18 protein-coding genes are annotated in these 18,147 nt (G+C 46.5%); 13 read left to right on the top strand and 5 right to left on the bottom strand.

The annotated features are described in order from the left end of the window. Positions 1-43 precede the first annotated feature (43 nt). The 4 genes from trxB (at position 44) to infA (ending at position 2,734) form a co-directional block, all read left to right on the top strand. Complete coding sequence (gene trxB / locus AC5SV9_RS02035) at positions 44-1,000, top strand: thioredoxin-disulfide reductase (protein ID WP_273021741.1); 957 nt, start codon at positions 44-46, stop codon at positions 998-1,000. Positions 1,001-1,005: 5 nt separating this feature from the next. Further along, positions 1,006-1,728: a leucyl/phenylalanyl-tRNA--protein transferase gene (gene aat, locus AC5SV9_RS02040; RefSeq protein ID WP_475151584.1), complete on the top strand. Its 723-nt coding sequence runs from the start codon at positions 1,006-1,008 to the stop codon at positions 1,726-1,728. Beyond that, on the top strand, positions 1,721-2,422 hold the full coding sequence (locus tag AC5SV9_RS02045; protein WP_475151586.1) for an arginyltransferase: 702 nt from the start codon (positions 1,721-1,723) through the stop codon (positions 2,420-2,422). Before aat ends, AC5SV9_RS02045 begins: the two co-directional genes overlap by 8 nt. 93 nt (positions 2,423-2,515) lie before the next feature. Further along, positions 2,516-2,734: a translation initiation factor IF-1 gene (gene infA, locus AC5SV9_RS02050; RefSeq protein ID WP_008610216.1), complete on the top strand. Its 219-nt coding sequence runs from the start codon at positions 2,516-2,518 to the stop codon at positions 2,732-2,734. A gap of 66 nt (positions 2,735-2,800) precedes the next feature. On the opposite strand, the gene clpA is transcribed toward infA, so the two are convergent. After that, the gene (gene clpA / locus AC5SV9_RS02055; protein ID WP_475151589.1) at positions 2,801-5,068 is read right to left on the bottom strand and encodes an ATP-dependent Clp protease ATP-binding subunit ClpA; all 2,268 of its coding nucleotides are present in this window, start codon (positions 5,066-5,068) and stop codon (positions 2,801-2,803) included. A 54-nt stretch (positions 5,069-5,122) separates the two neighbouring features. After that, positions 5,123-5,443 carry an ATP-dependent Clp protease adapter ClpS gene (gene clpS / locus AC5SV9_RS02060; RefSeq protein ID WP_475151591.1) on the bottom strand — a complete coding sequence of 107 codons (321 nt, stop codon included), beginning with the start codon at positions 5,441-5,443 and terminating at the stop codon, positions 5,123-5,125. A 189-nt stretch (positions 5,444-5,632) separates the two neighbouring features. Between clpS and cspD the strand changes: the two genes are divergently transcribed. Next, entirely contained in the window at positions 5,633-5,851 is a 219-nt protein-coding gene (cspD, locus tag AC5SV9_RS02065; RefSeq protein WP_008218396.1) for a cold shock domain-containing protein CspD, read from the top strand. A 94-nt stretch (positions 5,852-5,945) separates the two neighbouring features. Here the strand turns inward: cspD and AC5SV9_RS02070 are convergent, their stop codons facing one another. Next, positions 5,946-8,174 (bottom strand): NADP-dependent isocitrate dehydrogenase, encoded by a 2,229-nt coding sequence (locus AC5SV9_RS02070; protein ID WP_475151593.1) that lies wholly within the window; start codon positions 8,172-8,174, stop codon positions 5,946-5,948. Positions 8,175-8,462: 288 nt separating this feature from the next. Between AC5SV9_RS02070 and AC5SV9_RS02075 the strand changes: the two genes are divergently transcribed. From AC5SV9_RS02075 to AC5SV9_RS02100, 6 genes are all read left to right on the top strand, one after another. Continuing rightward, entirely contained in the window at positions 8,463-9,059 is a 597-nt protein-coding gene (locus AC5SV9_RS02075; protein ID WP_475151595.1) for a pseudouridine synthase, read from the top strand. 14 nt (positions 9,060-9,073) lie between these two features. Further along, entirely contained in the window at positions 9,074-9,529 is a 456-nt protein-coding gene (locus AC5SV9_RS02080) for an NUDIX domain-containing protein (RefSeq protein ID WP_475151597.1), read from the top strand. Between the two features lie 70 nt (positions 9,530-9,599). Further along, positions 9,600-10,712, top strand: coding sequence for a tRNA 2-thiouridine(34) synthase MnmA (gene mnmA / locus AC5SV9_RS02085; protein WP_475151598.1), 1,113 nt, complete (start codon positions 9,600-9,602; stop codon positions 10,710-10,712). 2 nt (positions 10,713-10,714) lie between these two features. Continuing rightward, positions 10,715-11,353 (top strand): high frequency lysogenization protein HflD, encoded by a 639-nt coding sequence (gene hflD, locus AC5SV9_RS02090; RefSeq protein ID WP_475151599.1) that lies wholly within the window; start codon positions 10,715-10,717, stop codon positions 11,351-11,353. 8 nt (positions 11,354-11,361) lie between these two features. Then, on the top strand, positions 11,362-12,732 hold the full coding sequence (gene purB, locus AC5SV9_RS02095; RefSeq protein WP_475151602.1) for an adenylosuccinate lyase: 1,371 nt from the start codon (positions 11,362-11,364) through the stop codon (positions 12,730-12,732). A 52-nt stretch (positions 12,733-12,784) separates the two neighbouring features. After that, on the top strand, positions 12,785-13,939 hold the full coding sequence (locus tag AC5SV9_RS02100) for a ribosomal protein uL16 3-hydroxylase (RefSeq protein ID WP_475151603.1): 1,155 nt from the start codon (positions 12,785-12,787) through the stop codon (positions 13,937-13,939). Positions 13,940-13,994: 55 nt separating this feature from the next. On the opposite strand, the gene AC5SV9_RS02105 is transcribed toward AC5SV9_RS02100, so the two are convergent. Then, on the bottom strand, positions 13,995-14,438 hold the full coding sequence (locus AC5SV9_RS02105; RefSeq protein WP_475151605.1) for a DUF4826 family protein: 444 nt from the start codon (positions 14,436-14,438) through the stop codon (positions 13,995-13,997). 235 nt (positions 14,439-14,673) lie between these two features. On the opposite strand from AC5SV9_RS02105, the gene AC5SV9_RS02110 reads away from it, so the two are divergent. Beyond that, on the top strand, positions 14,674-15,720 hold the full coding sequence (locus AC5SV9_RS02110) for a Leu/Phe/Val dehydrogenase (RefSeq protein ID WP_230819511.1): 1,047 nt from the start codon (positions 14,674-14,676) through the stop codon (positions 15,718-15,720). Between the two features lie 18 nt (positions 15,721-15,738). Here the strand turns inward: AC5SV9_RS02110 and AC5SV9_RS02115 are convergent, their stop codons facing one another. Further along, positions 15,739-16,602 carry a patatin-like phospholipase family protein gene (locus tag AC5SV9_RS02115; RefSeq protein ID WP_475151606.1) on the bottom strand — a complete coding sequence of 288 codons (864 nt, stop codon included), beginning with the start codon at positions 16,600-16,602 and terminating at the stop codon, positions 15,739-15,741. Positions 16,603-16,751: 149 nt separating this feature from the next. Between AC5SV9_RS02115 and prsR the strand changes: the two genes are divergently transcribed. Beyond that, a complete protein-coding gene (prsR, locus tag AC5SV9_RS02120) occupies positions 16,752-18,107 on the top strand; it encodes a PEP-CTERM-box response regulator transcription factor (protein ID WP_417703784.1) in 1,356 nt (451 codons plus the stop codon). The last annotated feature ends 40 nt before the right edge of the window (positions 18,108-18,147 follow it).

An 18,147-nucleotide genomic window follows, 5' to 3' on the forward strand; every position in this document is an offset into this window, starting at 1 on the left:
GTCGCCATTACCCGGTTTAATTAAGTTGTTTTCGGAGAAATTCATGTCTGATGTCAAACACAGCCGCCTGCTTATTCTAGGTTCAGGCCCGGCTGGTTATACTGCGGCTGTATATGCAGCCCGCGCCAACCTGAATCCAGTACTTATCACTGGTATGCAACAAGGTGGTCAGTTGACAACCACTACAGAAGTCGAGAACTGGCCAGGTGATGCGCATGGATTAACCGGACCAGCATTGATGGATCGCATGCGTGAACATGCAGAAACATTTAATACAGAAATTGTATTTGACCATATCCATACGGTAGATCTTAAGCAAAAGCCCTTCACGCTGACGGGTGACAATGGCACCTATACCTGTGATGCGTTGATTATTTGTACCGGCGCGTCAGCGAAATATCTTGGTTTACCATCTGAGCAGGCATACAGTGGCCGCGGTGTATCAGCCTGTGCCACCTGTGATGGATTTTTTTACCGCAACCAGAAGGTCGCTGTTGTCGGTGGGGGTAATACCGCTGTAGAAGAAGCACTGTATCTATCAAATATTGCTGCAGAAGTGCATCTGGTTCATCGCCGTGACAGCTTCAAGGCAGAAAAAATACTGGTTGACCGCTTGATGGCTAAAGTAGCAAGCGGCAACATCGTACTGCACACGCACCGTGAACTGGATGAAGTGTTAGGTGACGAAATGGGTGTTACCGGTGTCCGCCTTAAATCTACTAAAGGTGAAGCCGAAGAACAACTGGCACTGCAAGGCGTATTCATCGCTATCGGTCATCAACCCAATACCGATATTTTTAAAGGCCAACTGGATATGAACGGTGGTTACCTGAAAGTGCACAGTGGAACTGAAGGTAACGCAACACAGACCAGCATACCAGGTGTGTTCGCTGCCGGGGATGTATCTGATCATATATACCGTCAGGCTATTACATCAGCAGGTACAGGTTGTATGGCGGCGCTGGATGCGGAGCGCTATCTGGACGCCCTGAACAAGTAATCGTTTTGGCTATATATCTGCCAGAACTGAGCAAGCATGATGTCAGTTTTCCGAAGCTGCATCATGCCCTGACTGAGCCGGACGGTTTACTGGCAATGGGCGGAGACTTATCTGCCGAGCGGCTTATCAGCGCATATTCAAGCGGTATTTTTCCCTGGTTTAGCGAAGGAGACCCGCTACTCTGGTGGAGCCCTTCTGTACGTGCAATTTTTCCACCCGATACGCTAACCTTAAACCGTACACTTAAAAAGCAGGTAAGACGCTACAAGCTGCATTTCAGCGTTAATACTGCTTTTGCTGCAGTGACAAAACATTGTGCCGCCCCCAGAGCCAGACAACCAGGTACCTGGATACTGCCCCAGATGCAGCAGGCCTATTTGCAACTGCACCATCTGGGTTATGCTCACAGTATTGAGGTCTGGCAGCAGGATAAGCTGGTCGGTGGCTTGTATGGTGTGATGATCGGCCAGCTGTTTTGCGGCGAGTCTATGTTTAATCTATTACCAGATACGGCAAAAATCGCTTTAGTCGTACTGCAATATCATTTAAAAACAGTAGCTGAAGGCTGGATAGATTGTCAGCTTCCAAACCCATTTCTGCAGCAGATGGGCGTGCAGTCCATTCCCCGCGAAGAATATACCAGCTTGCTACAACAGTTAAAGCATAAAGCTGTGGTCAAATCACACTGGCAAGCTGGCACCATCGCGCAGGATATCGCTGATGCATGAACTGAAGTTTGGTCTTACAGCTCCGGCCCAATGTAGTTATTTGCCACAACAACAGGAGCAACTGGTATTTTTGCTGCCGGAACAACCAGTCGATGCGGCTCTATATCAGCAGTTGTTGCAACTGAATTTTCGCCGTAGCGGCGATCAGGTCTACACACCTTACTGTGCTGCATGCAAAGCTTGTCAGTCAGTCCGCATTAACCCTGTCGCAGTTAAATATAGTCGCAGCCAACGCCGGATCCTTAACAGGGCCAACAACAACCAGTGGCGTTACCAACTGACAGCTGCTCCATCCGTTGATTATTTTCCATTATTTTCTGATTACATTAATCACAAGCACCATGATGGCAGTATGTACCCACCTTCCCGGGATCAGTTAGATGCAATGGTGAACTGTTCGTGGTTACAAGTTAGCTTTCTGGAGCAATATTACCAACAACAGCTGGTTGCCGTGACAGTTGTAGACGAAATAAAAGACGCCTATTCCGCTGTTTACACATTTTTTAATATGAATACAGCCAGTTTTTCTCCGGGGATCCTGGCAATTCTTTACCTTCTGCAGTGTGCTGCACGCGATAACAAGCAATGGCTGTATCTGGGATATCAAATTGATAGCTGTCAGAAGATGGCTTATAAAGCCGGTTTTTTACCACAACAACGTTTTATCAACGGAGAATGGTGCTCATTTGGCTAAAAAAGCGCTTGTCGCTTTACTTATGCCGGCGATTTCGGCACAATCTGCGCAGTTTTTTATGGTTCACCCAATTTTAAGAGGCAAGTACGCTGAATGGCGAAGGAAGACGTAATTGAAATGCAAGGTACCATTTTGGATACCCTGCCAAATACCATGTTCAAAGTTGAACTGGAAAACGGCCATGTCGTTATCGCTCATATTTCAGGTAAAATGCGTAAAAATTATATCCGTATTTTAACCGGCGACAAGGTAACCGTAGAGCTAACCCCGTACGACTTAACAAAAGGTCGTATTGTGTTCCGTCAGCGCTAAGTAAAGATTTAGGATCTGACGCTAAACCCGGCTAAATTGCCGGGTTTAATGCTTTTAACACCAACATTATTCGGTAAGTGCAGCCTCATTTTCAGTGTGATAGTCAAATTGCAATTGATCATTTACAAGTTCCACTTTGACATCGCCCCCCTGTAGCAGGCGCCCAAACAATATTTCATTAGCCAGTGGTTTTTTCAGCTGTTCTTGAATCACCCGGGCCATTGGCCGTGCACCCATTGCATGATCATATCCTTTTTGCGCCAGCCACTGCCGGGCAGCAGAGCTTAACTCCATGGATACCTGTTTCTTATCCAGCTGCACTTGCAGATCACAGATAAACTTGTCAACGATCTGCAAAATGATGTCAGACTCAAGATGTTTGAACCAGATAATGCCATCAAGCCGGTTTCTGAATTCAGGGCTGAAGGTGCGGTTTATTTCCGACAATGCATCATGGCTATGATCCTGCTGTTTGAAGCCGATTGACTTACGAATCGTCTCCTGTACACCGGCATTTGTGGTCATAACCAATACTACATTGCGAAAATCAATCTTGCGGCCATTGTTATCTGTCAGAGTGCCGTGATCCATAACCTGCAACAGAATGTTATAGATGTCACTGTGGGCTTTTTCTATTTCATCCAGTAATACCACAGAGTACGGATGTTTAGACACAGCGTCGGTTAATAATCCGCCTTGCTCAAAACCAACATAACCCGGCGGTGCACCAATTAAACGGCTAATGGCATGGCGTTCCATATATTCAGACATATCAAAACGCAACAGCTCTACACCCAGAGCTTTCGCCAATTGCTTGGTCACTTCAGTTTTACCTACGCCAGTTGGGCCTGCAAACAAGAAATTACCTATCGGTTTTTCTTCATTACCCAATCCTGAACGTGACAGACGGATGGCAGCAGTAAGCACTTCAATAGGCTCGTCCTGACCAAACACGACCAATTTCAGATTACGGTCAAGGTTTGCTAATACGTCTTTATCAGACGCCGACACTGACTTCTCGGGGATCCGGGCCATTTTTGCAATCACATGCTCTATCTCCGGCACATTAATAACCTTGCGCCGCTTCGAAGATGGTAACAATCGCTGACTGGCTCCGGCCTCATCGATGACATCTATTGCTTTGTCCGGCAAATGTCGTTCATTAATGTATTTGGCTGATAATTCAGCTGCAGCCCGAATCGCCTTCTGGGTATAACGGACATTATGGTGCTGCTCGTAGCGCTCTTTTAATCCAAGCAAGATACGGGTAGTGTCGTCTACACTGGGCTCAGCAACATCGATTTTCTGAAAACGTCGCACAAGCGCAGTATCTTTTTCAAAAATGCTCTTAAATTCCTGGTAAGTGGTAGACCCCATACAACGTAAGCGCCCACTGGATAGTAACGGCTTTATCAGGTTACTGGCATCCATCACACCACCAGATGCAGCACCGGCACCTATTACAGTGTGTATTTCATCGATAAATAAGATAGCGTCTTTTTCACGCTCTAATTCTTTAAGCAATGACTTCAACCGCTTTTCAAAATCTCCGCGATATTTAGTTCCTGCCAGTAAAGCGCCCATGTCCAGAGAGTAAATGGTTGCATCAGCAATAACCTCAGGAACGGCTTTGTGCACAATACGGTACGCTAAGCCTTCGGCAATAGCTGTTTTCCCCACACCAGCCTCCCCTACTAACAGGGGGTTGTTCTTTTTGCGCCGGCATAATACCTGAATCGCCCTCTCAACTTCGTGCTCACGGCCGATCAAAGGGTCAATCTGACCATTTTTAGCCTGCACATTAAGATTAGCGGTAAAATTCTCAAGGTATTTGCTGTCATCCGTTACCTGTTCAGTACCGTCCTCCTGCACATGCTCGTCATGCTGTTCCAGCTTCTCGGTCTTGGTGACGCCATGGGAAATAAAATTAACGACGTCCAGACGGGTAATGTCGATTTTCTTCAACAAATAAACCGCCTGAGATTCCTGTTCGCTAAAGATAGCAACCAGCACATTTGCACCCGTTACTTCGGCTTTACCTGACGACTGCACATGAAATACAGCCCGTTGCAATACGCGTTGGAAACCAAGCGTTGGCTGAGTATCCCGCTCTATTTCACCGTCAGGTAATACGGGCGTAGTAGAATCAATAAAACTGGAAAGCTCCTGGCGCAACTTCTCGATATTAGCGCCACAAGAGCGCAAGGCTTCACCTGCTGCAGGATTATCCAGCAACGCCAATAACAAATGTTCCACCGTCATATATTCGTGACGACGTTCACGCGCAAACCTGAAAGCCAAATTCAGAGTTAACTCAAGATCTTTATTTAACATATACCACTCCTAATCCACCTGAGTAACGACACCAGAATCATGCAAAGGCTTACCTTATGCGCGTTCCATAGTGCATAGCAGCGGGTGCTGGTGCTCTTTTGCATACTGCATCACCTGTTGCACCTTAGTCTCTGCTATTTCTGCTGTAAAAATTCCACAGATCCCCTTTCCTTCATAATGCACTTTTAACATTACTTCTGTCGCTTGTTCATACTGCATGTTAAAAAAACGGCTCAAAACATCGATGACAAAGTCCATTGGAGTGTAATCATCGTTATGCAGTACCACTTTATACATCGGAGGCGGAGCAACCCGTTGCCGGGTTAACTCTTCTAAATCACCGTACTGTTCGTTACTATCTTTATTGCCGCTCATAAACTATAGCCACGCCTGTGTATTCCATCAAAGGGTTAAAAGTTAATTATTGGTAAAATTTTGGTTTAATTTTGCAAATAGCTTGACTGTCTGCTCAAATTATCTACATTAGTTGTTGGGATCAACAACAATCCCGCTATTGAGACTAGAATACAGAATTTAGCTAACTTAGAGAAGGAAGTAAGTTGTATGGCTACCGGTAAAGTAAAATGGTTCAATAATGCCAAAGGATTTGGATTTATTCGTGAAGATGGCCGTGATGAAGATATCTTTGCTCATTATTCAACCATTAGCATGGATGGCTACCGTACGCTAAAAGCCGGACAAGATGTGGAATTTGACTTGTCTGAAGGCCCCAAAGGCTTACACGCTGTGAATATTAAAGTGCCAGGTGATTTGACAGAGTAAAATATTCGCTGAGCGTAATGCAGGCTTAGTGTTACCAGGAACGACGGCAAAAAAAGCAGGCTATATGCCTGCTTTTTCTTTACGCTTTATTACCTTATGCGTTAGCCAATGCCTGATTGAACGTTTGGCTAGGCCGCATTGCTTTGGAGGCAAGCTCAGGATTCGGACGGTAGTAACCGCCAATATCCACAGCCTTCCCCTGAGCACCATTCAGCTCAGAAACAATTGTGCTTTCCTGCTGCTGCAGTACGGCTGATAGTTTCGCAAAGCGGGCTTGTAATTCTGTATTACTCGTCTGCGCAGCTAATGCTTCAGCCCAATACAGTGCCAGGTAGAAATGGCTACCACGGTTATCCAGTTCGCCCAACTTGCGACGCGGCGATTTATCGTTATCCAGAAACTTCGCAGTGGCTGCATCCAATGCATCTGCAAGCACTTTCGCTTTGTCATTGCCGGTTACCTGGCTTAAATGCTCAAGAGATGCAGCAAGTGCCAGGAATTCACCCAGCGAATCCCAGCGCAGGTAATTTTCTTCAATAAATTGCTCAACATGTTTTGGTGCAGAACCGCCAGCTCCGGTTTCAAATAAACCGCCGCCATTCATCAGTGGAACGATGGATAACATCTTCGCGCTGGTACCCAGCTCCAAAATTGGAAACAAATCTGTCAGGTAATCACGCAGTACGTTACCGGTGACCGATATAGTGTCCTGCCCGTCTTTCATACGTTGTAACGTCAGGCGTGTTGCTTCAACCGGGGCGAGAACCCGAATATCAAGCCCGTCAGTATCGTGCTCTTTTAAGTACTGTTGCACCTTGGCGATAAGCTGTGAATCATGTGCCCTGGCATTGTCCAACCAGAATACCGCTGGTGTATTGCTTAAACGCGCACGGTTAACAGCCAGTTTTACCCAGTCACGGATTGGTGCATCTTTAACCTGACACATACGCCAGATATCACCTTGCTCGACTACATGCTCAAATACAACCTCACCTTTGCTGTTCAGAACCTGAACCTTGCCATCAGCTGCAATTTCAAATGTCTTGTCGTGTGAGCCATACTCTTCTGCTTTTTGTGCCATAAGGCCAACGTTAGGCACTGAGCCCATAGTGCGCGGATCAAAAGCACCATTTTTCCTGCAGAAGTCGATTGTTTCCTGATACACACCGGCATAGCAGCGATCAGGGATCATCGCTTTGGTGTCTTTTAACTTGCCATCAGGACCCCACATCTGGCCTGAACTTCTGATCATGGCCGGCATAGACGCATCAATTATCACGTCACTTGGCACGTGCAGGTTCGTAATACCTTTATCAGAATTAACCATTGCAAGAGCAGGCTGTGCCGCATAGCATGCTTTGATATCTGCCAGAACTGCATCCTGTTTAGCTTGCGGTAATGTCGCTACTTTAGCAAACATATCACCGGCGCCATTGTTAACGTCAACACCCAACTCGGCAAACAATGCAGCGTGTTTTTCAAACACTGGCTGGAAAAACTCCAGCACAGCATGACCAAACATAATAGGGTCAGACACTTTCATCATCGTCGCTTTTAAATGCAAAGACAGTAAAACATCTTGCTGCTTAGCATCGGCTATTTCATGCTGATAAAAGGCGCGTAATGCTTTCTTGCTCATGGTGGCGGCATCAACAACTTCACCTTCTAACACCGCAACCTTGTCTTTCAGCACGTTTACCGAGCCATCAGTACCTATGTGTTGAATTTTCAGGCTATCTGCAGCGGCAAAGGTAGCTGACTGTTCACTGCCATAAAAGTCACCACTTTGCATATGCGCAACATGTGATTTAGAGCTGGCAGACCAGGCCCCCATACTGTGGGGATTTTTCTTCGCATATTGCTTAACGGACGCCGGCGCACGGCGATCTGAGTTGCCTTCACGCAGCACCGGGTTAACCGCACTGCCTTTAATTCTGTCGTAGCGTGCTTTGATATCGCGCTCTTTATCATCTTTTGGCTCAGCCGGGTATTCTGGTAGAGCATAACCCTGTTGCTGTAATTCTTTAATCGCAGCTTTTAACTGAGGAATAGATGCGCTGATATTAGGCAGCTTAATGATGTTTGCATCTGGACGATTGGCCATTTCACCCAGTTCAGCCAGTGCATCAGCGATACGCTGCTCGGCAGTTAAAAATTCAGGGAAAAGCGCAATAATCCGACCGGAGAGCGATATGTCACGTGTTTCAACTGCTATACCTGCGGCGGCTGAGAAAGCCTGAACGATAGGCAATAAAGAATATGTAGCCAGCGCTGGCGCTTCATCGGTTTCAGTGTAAATGATTTTTGCAATATCTTTTGACATGTTAGTTCCTGTAATGTGTTCGCGATCAGCTGGCTTAAACAAGCCAGTTCGCACCTTCATCCGGGCGATGTTGATGTTTTAAACGCATTTGTTGCAAAGCGGCGGTAGTATAGCAGCATGACATTCAATAAAATAGGCAGCTACCTGCACCAGCGTGTTGCATGCGTTACGTTAAATAACGTCTTTTCAGGCTGACTTTTTAACCTGGCTTAACAGCTCGAAATATGACCCGATGCTATGAACTTCAAAGACAAAAAGACAGCGAAACCTGCAAAGAGCAGACAAAAAGTGCAAAATAATCCATATGCGAAAAAACGCAATGCGACCAAGGTCGACAATCCAACATTAGTGTTGTTCAACAAACCCTACGATGTATTGTGTCAGTTTACTGATAACAGCACTCCTGCACGTGCTACCTTAGCCGATTATCTGCCTATAGCCGACGTCTACGCGGCAGGCAGGCTTGACCGCGATAGCGAGGGGCTGCTGCTGCTAACCAACTGTGGCAAAACACAGCACCTGATAAGTGACCCTAAACATAAAATGAGCAAAACATACTGGGTTCAGGTGGAAGGGCTGATAAGCGACACAGCTCTTGTGCAATTGACGAAGGGTGTGGAATTAAAAGATGGCTTAACACTGCCAGCCCGGGCTGAGCATCTTACTGAGCCGGATATCTGGCCGCGTACCCCGCCTATCAGACAGCGTGCAGACATCCCAACCAGTTGGATCAGTCTGACCATAACAGAAGGCCGTAACCGCCAGGTAAGGCGTATGACAGCCGCAGTTGGTTACCCTACTTTGCGGTTAATAAGAGTCAGAATTGGCGACTGGACACTTGGTGACCTGCGCCCGGGGCAATATCAGGTTCACTCACTGAAATAAGGATGTACAGACAAATGAGCCGGGAACAACTGCACTTAACTGTGGCTGCAATAGTATGCTTTGAACAGAAATTCTTGCTGGTTGAAGAAGTTGATAAACTAACTGGCCAGCGGGTATTGAACCAGCCTGCAGGCCATGTAGAGCAGGACGAAGACTTACTCAGCGCGGTAAAAAGAGAGCTGCATGAAGAAACCGGTTTGCTACTGGAACCCAATTCATGGTTAGGTATCTCACAGCTAAAAGCCGCTAATGGCCATCGTTATGTCCGGCTGAACTTTATATTTGAGCCAGACACACTCCCCTCTCACTATCAGCCGCAAGACAGCGATATTCTGGCGCTGCACTGGTACAGTAGCCACCAGTTATCAGAGTCGGTACTACCACTTCGCAGCCAGCTGGTTGCTGATGCGATAGCAGCTTACTGCCAGGGCGTGCGGATACCGCTAACGCTAATCCAACCAACGCGATAGCATGCGCAGCGAACAAATTTGATGTATAATCCGCGCCTTGATTTTTTGCTCCTTCTAAAGCGCGGGTGTTATGCCAGATAATCTGTCTGCCAACAGCAGTAAAAAAGTCATCGTCGGTATGTCCGGTGGTGTTGATTCGTCAGTGTCAGCCTACTTGTTATTACAACAAGGGTATCAGGTTGAAGGTCTTTTCATGAAAAATTGGGAAGAAGATGACAATGACGAATATTGCGCAGCAGCTGAAGACATGCGTGATGCCCAGGCAGTATGCGACAAACTGGGCATAGTGCTACACAAAGTAAATTTCGCGGCAGAATACTGGGATAATGTATTTGAATATTTTCTGGCGGAGTACAAAGCTGGCCGCACTCCAAACCCGGATATTATGTGCAATAAAGAAATTAAGTTTAAAGCATTTCTTGAATTCGCTGCAGAAGCACTAGGTGCAGATTACATCGCGACCGGACATTATGTCCGCCGGCGTTACATAGATGGCCACTGGCAGCTACTGCGTGGTTTGGACAACAATAAAGACCAAAGTTATTTCCTGTACACCATTGGCGAAGAACACGTTGCCCAAACACTGTTCCCGGTAGGCGAGCTGGAAAAACCGGCGGTACGCGCGATTGCCGAGCAGCAAGGCCTTATTACCCACGATAAAAAAGACAGTACCGGCATCTGTTTTATCGGCGAGCGCAAATTTAAAGACTTTTTACAGCAGTATCTGCCTGCTCAGCCAGGAGATATCGTCACAGTAGATGGCGATATTATTGGCCGCCATGAGGGCCTGATGTACCACACCCTCGGGCAGCGTAAAGGGCTGGGTATTGGTGGCTTACGCGATGGCGGTGACGAGCCCTGGTACGTGGTAGGTAAAAATCTGACCGATAACCAGCTCATCGTAGCACAGGGCCATGACCACCCAAGTCTGTTATCGCGCGGACTTATCGCCAGCCAGTTGCACTGGACTGACAGAGTTGGACCGAAAACGACGCTGCGCTGCTCGGTTAAAACCCGCTACCGTCAGACAGACATTCCCTGCACATTAAAGCTCAATGCTGACAATAGTGTTGAGGTCATTTTTGATACACCACAAAAAGCCGTAACGCCTGGACAGTCTGCGGTATTTTATCTGGATGAAGTCTGCCTTGGTGGCGGAATTATCGATGTGGCGCTGAACTGATTATGCAAGAATCTTTATCTACACAAATTATTGCGCTGGCAGGCTTGTGCCAGGCGTTAAAACTTGTACAACAGGTAGCGCGCAGCACCGAGCAGGACAAAGCAGCGTTGCAGGTCATGTTAAACAGTGTAGCGGTTATTGATGCTGAACAACCATTATCGATATATGGTGACAATGCGGCTAATCTGGCTACTGGCTTAAAACTGATCGTCGATCAACTCGGTGACAAACCACAGAAAGATGTTGAACTTACCCGTTATATCGTGGGCGTTCTGGCACTTGAGCGGCGACTGCATAAAAACGCAGGCAATTTGAAGCAGCTTGGAGACAAGCTGCAGCGTCTGCAACGCCAGCTGCAACACTTTGCTGTTACCGACGACAATATGCTGGCAAGTCTGGCAGACATCTATTCGACCTGTATCAGCAGCCTTGGCGGTCGGATCCAGATATATGGTCAACCTGAATTACTAAAACAACAGTCCGTACAACATAAAGTACGGGCACTGTTGCTCGCGGCAATCCGCTCTACTGTGCTTTGGCGTCAGGCCGGAGGCAGCCGCCTAAATTTTATTTTTAAACGTCGCAAGTTGGTGGCACAGGCAAAACAAATGCTTGCGCAACTACCCTCATCAAGTTTATAGGAGCCTGTATGCAACTGAACGCCCTAACCGCTATATCCCCCGTCGACGGACGTTATGGCAGCAAAACTGTGGATTTACGCAATTATTTCAGTGAGTTCGGTTTAATTAAATACCGGGTGATGGTAGAAGTTCGCTGGCTACAAACGCTGGCCTCAACCGCAGGCATCGCTGAAGTGCCGCCTTTATCAGCACAGGCTAACCAGATACTGGACGATATTGTCGACAATTTCAGTTTAGCTGACGCCGAGCGGGTTAAAGAAATTGAACGCACCACCAATCACGATGTTAAAGCCGTAGAATATTTGCTGAAAGAAAAGGTAGCAGCAAATAGCGAGCTATCTGCAATTAGCGAGTTTATTCACTTTGCCTGCACTTCAGAAGATATCAATAACCTTTCACATGGCCTGATGCTATCGGAAGCGCGCGAAAAAGTATTACTGCCACAATGTGATGCGTTGCTAGATGCAATAAAACAGTTGGCCAACGAGCACCGCACTGTACCAATGATGGCCCGTACTCATGGCCAACCCGCCTCTCCTACGACTATGGGGAAGGAAATGGCTAACGTTTATGTTCGTCTGAAACGTCAGCGCGATCAGATCGCAGCGGTAAATATTCTGGGCAAATTAAATGGTGCCGTAGGTAACTACAATGCACATTTGTCAGCCTACCCACAACTTAACTGGCATCAGTTGTCGGAACAGTTTGTGACCAGTTTGGGGCTGAGTTGGAACGCTTTCACAACTCAAATTGAACCGCACGACTATATTGCTGAGCTGTTCGACGCAGTTGCCCGCTTCAACACAGTACTGCTCGATTTTGACCGTGATATCTGGGGTTATATTGCGCTTGGCCATTTTAAACAACGCACTATCGCAGGTGAAATCGGCTCTTCAACAATGCCGCATAAAGTTAACCCGATAGATTTTGAAAACTCTGAAGGTAACCTGGGTATTGCTAACGCGTTGTTTAACCACTTATCAGCGAAGCTACCGGTTTCGCGTTGGCAACGTGACTTAACAGATTCAACTGTACTGCGTAATTTAGGCATGGGCTTTGGTTACACGCTAATTGCCTATCAGGCGACGCTCAAAGGTATCAGTAAACTGGAAGTAAATGAGGCTAACCTTCGCGCTGAACTGGATGCTAACTGGGAATTACTGGCAGAGCCGGTACAAACCGTTATGCGGAAATACGGTATAGAACAGCCCTATGAAAAACTGAAAGAGCTTACCCGCGGCAAGCGGATTAATCAGGCCGATTTACACCTGTTTATCGATAAACTGGAATTGCCAGCCGACGTTAAAGTACAGCTTAAGCAGCTGACACCCGCAAGTTATATTGGTGCGGCGATAGAAATCACTGACTCGCTGCGGTAACTGACAAAACATAAGGCGCTGAAATCAGCGCCTTTTTTCTCAGGAAAGACATATGTATCAATTGAATCTGGCAGAACTGACTGTATCAGACTTTCTTAACAACTATTGGCAGAAAGCGCCACTGCTGATAAAAAACGGCTTTAAAGACTTCGCCGATCCGTTAAGCGCAGATGAATTAGCCGGGCTGGCGCAGGACGAAGAAATTGAATCACGGATCGTCAGCTGTGAAGGACAACAATGGGACATGCAAACCGGTCCATTTGATGATTTTAATCACCTGGGAGAGCAAAACTGGACGCTGCTGGTGCAAGCCGTTGACCACTGGCATCCATTGGCAGCCAGGCTAATAGACCCGTTTCGATTTATTCCAAACTGGCGTATAGACGACCTGATGGTGAGCTTTTCCACCCCAGGTGGCGGCGTAGGCCCACATCTTGATCAATATGATGTTTTCATTATTCAGGGTGAAGGCAGGCGGCATTGGCGGGTAGGCATGCCAGATCCCTCTTTACAACAACTCTGCCCTCACCCGCGGCTGTTACAGGTTAGCCCTTTTAACGCCTGTATTGACGTTATTACCGAACCAGGTGACATACTGTATATTCCGCCGGGATGTCCGCATGACGGTATCAGCCTGGAAAACAGTCTGAATTATTCAGTGGGTTTCAGAGCACCGGCACAAAAAGATTTACTGACGGGTCTGGCAGACTACCTTATCGATCATGATGTCACCGGCAAACGTTTTACGGACCCAGCCCGTCAGGCGTCTGCCTGTGTAGGTGCAATAGAGAAAACAGATCTGCAGAAAGTACGTCAACTAATGCAAGAGCTGGTTGAAGATGACTCCATGCTGCCAAACTGGTTTGGTAGCCTTATAACACGGGCAAAACATGAGTTGGACCTAAATGAACCCGACCCACATTATTCAGCGGAAGAGATTGCTGAATATATTGAGGAAGGGTCTGTGTTAAGCCGCACCGGAGGACTGCGTTGCTGTTATTTCCAGGACAACGCAGCTGCTGATATAGCGCTATTTATTAATGGCGATCAGATCACCTTACCGCCCGATGAACTGGCTACAGCAAGACTATTATGCGATCACACAGAATTGACATCAGAGCAAAACCTACACTTTTGCCAAAGTGCAGAGCGGACTATGCTGCTTACTAATCTTATTAATCAAGGCTATTGGTATTTCAGCGAATAAAATGACCAAAAAAAACCGCACTCTGTGCGGTTTTTTGTTTTATGTAAACGAAAAATTACACCTCACTGGCTGATTCCATCTGCCAAAGCTCATCTTTATTAAACATGTCGTACAAATTATGTGCCCGCTTTACAAGTAAATTAGCAAACTCGTGCTGTGTTTTATCCTGCAAGCCGGAATCTGCAATCTGTTGTGCTTTTAATTGCCAATGCAGTGAAAATGCCCGTACGGCTTCGCGCGCATTACTCGCAGCAGAAACAGCAATATGATCTGTTGGCAAATCACCACTGATGACCCAATATGATTGTTTTTCTTTAGTATTTAATTTCCAGACAGCAAAGTAAGGCGGTAAATACCGGCTCTCAGACACGGCAACATTGTCCGGCAATATTCCTTTACCTGCCAAATACTGATTTGCTTTTTGAAACTGTTCGCGTACCCATTCTGTGCGTGCTTTTTCTGCCTGGGCAATTTGTTCCTGAGTCCACTGCTCACTCATGTCGTTATTTCCTGCGTAAATTTTCGCAATACTCTAGGGGACTCGTCGGCAACAATCAAGTGTTGCGCTAAATTGTCGACAATCTACTGGACAGACCAGGGTAATTTTATTCAGTCGTCTGGTGTAATGCAGTCTGAAATGCTACATTTCGCCGCGCAAAATTGCTGCCTTTTATTGGCAGTCAACCCGATCACCTGCTGCAATTACCAGCAGTATTTAAACGGAGAAATCAGTCGTGGCCGTATTTAATCATTCTGAGTTCGATAGTCATGAGCAAGTTGTGTTCTGCGCAGACGCTGAAACAGGCTTAAAAGCCATTATCGCAGTTCACAGCACTGCGCTTGGCCCTGCGGTAGGAGGTTGCAGATTATGGGATTATGCTTCAGATGAAGCCGCGCTAAACGATGTCCTTCGGCTGTCCCGCGGAATGACCTATAAAAATGCTATGGCAGGTTTACCTTTGGGTGGTGGTAAATCGGTTATTATCGGTGACGCCAAGAAAATAAAATCAGAAGCCTTATTCCGTGCTTTTGGCCGCATGGTTCATCGTTTGTCTGGCAGCTACTACAGCGCAGAAGATGTAAATATCACGACCGGCGACATTATGATTGTCAACAAAGAAACGCCTTTTGTAGCAGGTTTGGAAGGTAAAAGCGGCAACCCAGCCCCTTTCACAGCTCTTGGCACTTACCGGGGTATAAAAGCTGCGGCTAAGCATAAATTCGGTTCAGATAGCCTGGAAGGCAAAACTATTGCCGTTCAGGGCCTCGGTAGTGTTGGTTTCTATTTGTGTGAACACTTGCATAAAGAAGGCGCCAGACTGGTTGTAACCGACATTAATAAGGAAGCCGTGCAACGAGCTGTAACACTATTTGGCGCCACAGCGGTAGAACTGGACGCCATTTATGCAGTAGATGCTGACGTATATGCACCATGCGCCCTGGGCGCCACTTTAAATGATGAAACGATTCCTCAGCTAAAAGCACGCATCGTCGCTGGTTGTGCTAATAACCAGTTACAGCAAGCACGACATGGTGAGATCCTGCGTCAGAAAGGCATTCTGTATGCCCCAGATTATGTTATCAATGCCGGTGGCATTATAAACGTTGCATTCGAAATGCGCCCTGAAGGCTACTCTGAACAAGAGTCTACAGCCAAGGTAATGGCTATCTATGACACTCTGATTAATATTTTTGAGCGTGCAGATGCGGATAATCAACCAACCAGTGTTGTAGCAGATCTGATGGCACAGGAAATAATCCGTCGCGGTAAAACACAATAGTTCAGCAGGACAACGCCACTAGTTGGTGTGGCTTTGTCCGTTTTCTTTAAAAAACTCAGCTAGCTTCATTGGTACTATGGCTATGGCAGTTTCATAGCCTATATTGTATAGCTGCTGCTTCTGCAGCGTGCTCAACGCAAAATCGACAGATGACACCTCTCCGGTATTTACCACGACTGTATTGTGCCAGTATTCCGCGTGTACGTACTCTCGTGAAACAGCACTCATAAAGGTTCTAATCAACATATAAATGTATGAAAGTAAGGGAAAATAGCGCGCAGGCTGCAAGGGCTTTGCTTCACTGTCGCTTTTTAAACGGAAACATATCAAAGGCAAGCCAAGCCCCGACCAGTCATGGTGCAGCGCATCCTCGGACAGAATAACGCCGTCTGTCATAATATGATTCTCAAACTCCTGGAATGAAAAAAACAATGGTATCGACATGGAAAAGCGCACAGCTTTTGATACTTTAAGCCCCGGGGTCAAAGTACGGTTAAACACGACAGGTCCCCCACCATTTATATCTGTTGCCAGCACATGTAAGTCATAATCCAATTGCGCAAAAGTAATACCTTTTAATTGCTTGTCTAACCAACTCTCTAGTTTATTGCCGTTGCACAATCCCCCGCTTCGCAACAAAGATGTCATCGAAAAACTCCAGAACTGCCTGAAGTCTGTGCTTAGTGCTATGGCTTTAATTTCAGCCAGGCTCCAGCCAGATGCATAGAGCGCAGCCACTATACTACCGCCGGAAACACCGACCAGATGACGAAAAGAAAACCCCATATCAATCAAAGCCTGCAAAATTCCTATGTAACAGCTGAGCCGGGTTCCGCCTCCGGAAAAGATGGGTACTATCGCGGTATTGCTTTTGGCTTGCATTCCAGCTTTATCCTTAAACTGATAAATTCTTTGTTAGTATGGGATAAATTCTGCCGTATACCAGACAAGTTAATGGCTAATTGACTACCCTTAGCTGTACGCTTCTATTAAACTATTCAGTTCGAAGTAGGATTGACAAGGATCGTTAGATGAAGACTATATTAATCATAGAAGATGATATCGGCATTCAGAAACAGCTTAAATGGAGCCTGTCTGATTACGAACTCGTCTTCGCACAAGACAGAGCGTCCGCACTAACTCAGCTGCGCCGCTATGAACCAGAAGTTGTTACCCTTGATTTAGGGCTGCCGCCAGATCCGGCTAATGCCAGCGAAGGCCTCGCCTGCCTGAATGATATACTGGCGTTAAAACCCAACTGCAAAATCATTGTTATTACAGGCAATACTGATACAGAACATGCATTAAAGGCCATCGCACTTGGCGCATACGATTACTACCAAAAACCGGTAGATCCAGAAGTACTCAGTATCATTCTTGCCCGTGCATTTAAAATAAGCGAGCTTGAAACTGAAAACCGTGCGCTCAAAAGCGCCAATCTTGGCAACAATGATATTATCGGCAACAGTGAGGCGATTTTAAAAGCATGCCGTACCGTTGAGAAAATTGCCCCAACTGAAATCACCACCTTGTTGTTAGGCGAAAGTGGTACAGGTAAAGAAGTGTTTGCCCGCGCAATTCACCGCCAAAGTCCAAGAGTCAATAAACCATTTGTCGCTATAAACTGCGCATCTATTCCGGAAAACCTGCTGGAAAGCGAACTGTTCGGCTACGAAAAAGGGGCATTCACCGGAGCCAATAAAACTACGCTTGGTAAAATAGAATGTGCAAATGGTGGTACTTTACTGCTGGATGAAATTGGCGATATGCCGCTTAGCTTGCAAGCAAAAATGCTACGATTTTTACAAGAACGGGTAATAGAACGTGTCGGTGGCAGACAGGAAATCGAAGTAGATGTTCGGGTTATCTGTGCCACTCACCGTAACCTGGCCGAAATGGTAGCAGAACAGAGCTTCAGGGAAGATTTATACTACAGAATAAGCGAAATAACGCTGCTGATCCCACCGCTGCGCCAGCGTGGTCACGACATTGTTGTGATAGCTAAAGCGCTGTTGAATAAATTTAACCTGGAGTTTAATACCCAGGTGCAGGGCTTTACCGAGTCTGCGATGCAAGCGATGTTGCAATATGCCTGGCCTGGTAACATTCGCGAACTGCAAAACAAACTTAAATCGGCAGTGATCCTGGCAGACAGTAAATATATCACTGCAGAAGATCTGGCTCTTGCGGTACAACACACCAAAATTGATACCTTACGCAAGGTAAGAGAGCTGGCAGAGACGCAGGCTATTAGGCATGCTTACACATTGGCAGCGGGAAATTTATCTAAAACTGCAGACACTTTAGGTATAACACGACCCACGCTGTATGCGCTGATTGATAAATACCGCTTACACGACTTACGTAATACCGAGACTGAAAGCTAACTTTGCTTTGCTGTGCAAAAGCAGTTTTAAACTGGCAATA

The sequence above is a fragment of the Rheinheimera sp. ATLC3 genome, assembly GCF_059429535.1.

Bases quoted from the DNA above. Each gene is read 5' to 3' on its own strand.
- mnmA (WP_475151598.1), top strand. From the start codon at position 9,600: ATGCCAGATAATCTGTCTGCCAACAGCAGTAAAAAAGTCATCGTCGGT.
- AC5SV9_RS02115 (WP_475151606.1), bottom strand. From the start codon at position 16,602: ATGCAAGCCAAAAGCAATACCGCGATAGTACCCATCTTTTCCGGAGGC.
- cspD (WP_008218396.1), top strand. From the start codon at position 5,633: ATGGCTACCGGTAAAGTAAAATGGTTCAATAATGCCAAAGGATTTGGA.
- prsR (WP_417703784.1), top strand. From the start codon at position 16,752: ATGAAGACTATATTAATCATAGAAGATGATATCGGCATTCAGAAACAG.
- infA (WP_008610216.1), top strand. From the start codon at position 2,516: ATGGCGAAGGAAGACGTAATTGAAATGCAAGGTACCATTTTGGATACC.
- AC5SV9_RS02080 (WP_475151597.1), top strand. From the start codon at position 9,074: ATGAGCCGGGAACAACTGCACTTAACTGTGGCTGCAATAGTATGCTTT.
- hflD (WP_475151599.1), top strand. From the start codon at position 10,715: ATGCAAGAATCTTTATCTACACAAATTATTGCGCTGGCAGGCTTGTGC.
- AC5SV9_RS02105 (WP_475151605.1), bottom strand. From the start codon at position 14,438: ATGAGTGAGCAGTGGACTCAGGAACAAATTGCCCAGGCAGAAAAAGCA.
- clpA (WP_475151589.1), bottom strand. From the start codon at position 5,068: ATGTTAAATAAAGATCTTGAGTTAACTCTGAATTTGGCTTTCAGGTTT.
- AC5SV9_RS02070 (WP_475151593.1), bottom strand. From the start codon at position 8,174: ATGTCAAAAGATATTGCAAAAATCATTTACACTGAAACCGATGAAGCG.
- purB (WP_475151602.1), top strand. From the start codon at position 11,362: ATGCAACTGAACGCCCTAACCGCTATATCCCCCGTCGACGGACGTTAT.
- AC5SV9_RS02100 (WP_475151603.1), top strand. From the start codon at position 12,785: ATGTATCAATTGAATCTGGCAGAACTGACTGTATCAGACTTTCTTAAC.
- AC5SV9_RS02045 (WP_475151586.1), top strand. From the start codon at position 1,721: ATGCATGAACTGAAGTTTGGTCTTACAGCTCCGGCCCAATGTAGTTAT.
- trxB (WP_273021741.1), top strand. From the start codon at position 44: ATGTCTGATGTCAAACACAGCCGCCTGCTTATTCTAGGTTCAGGCCCG.
- clpS (WP_475151591.1), bottom strand. From the start codon at position 5,443: ATGAGCGGCAATAAAGATAGTAACGAACAGTACGGTGATTTAGAAGAG.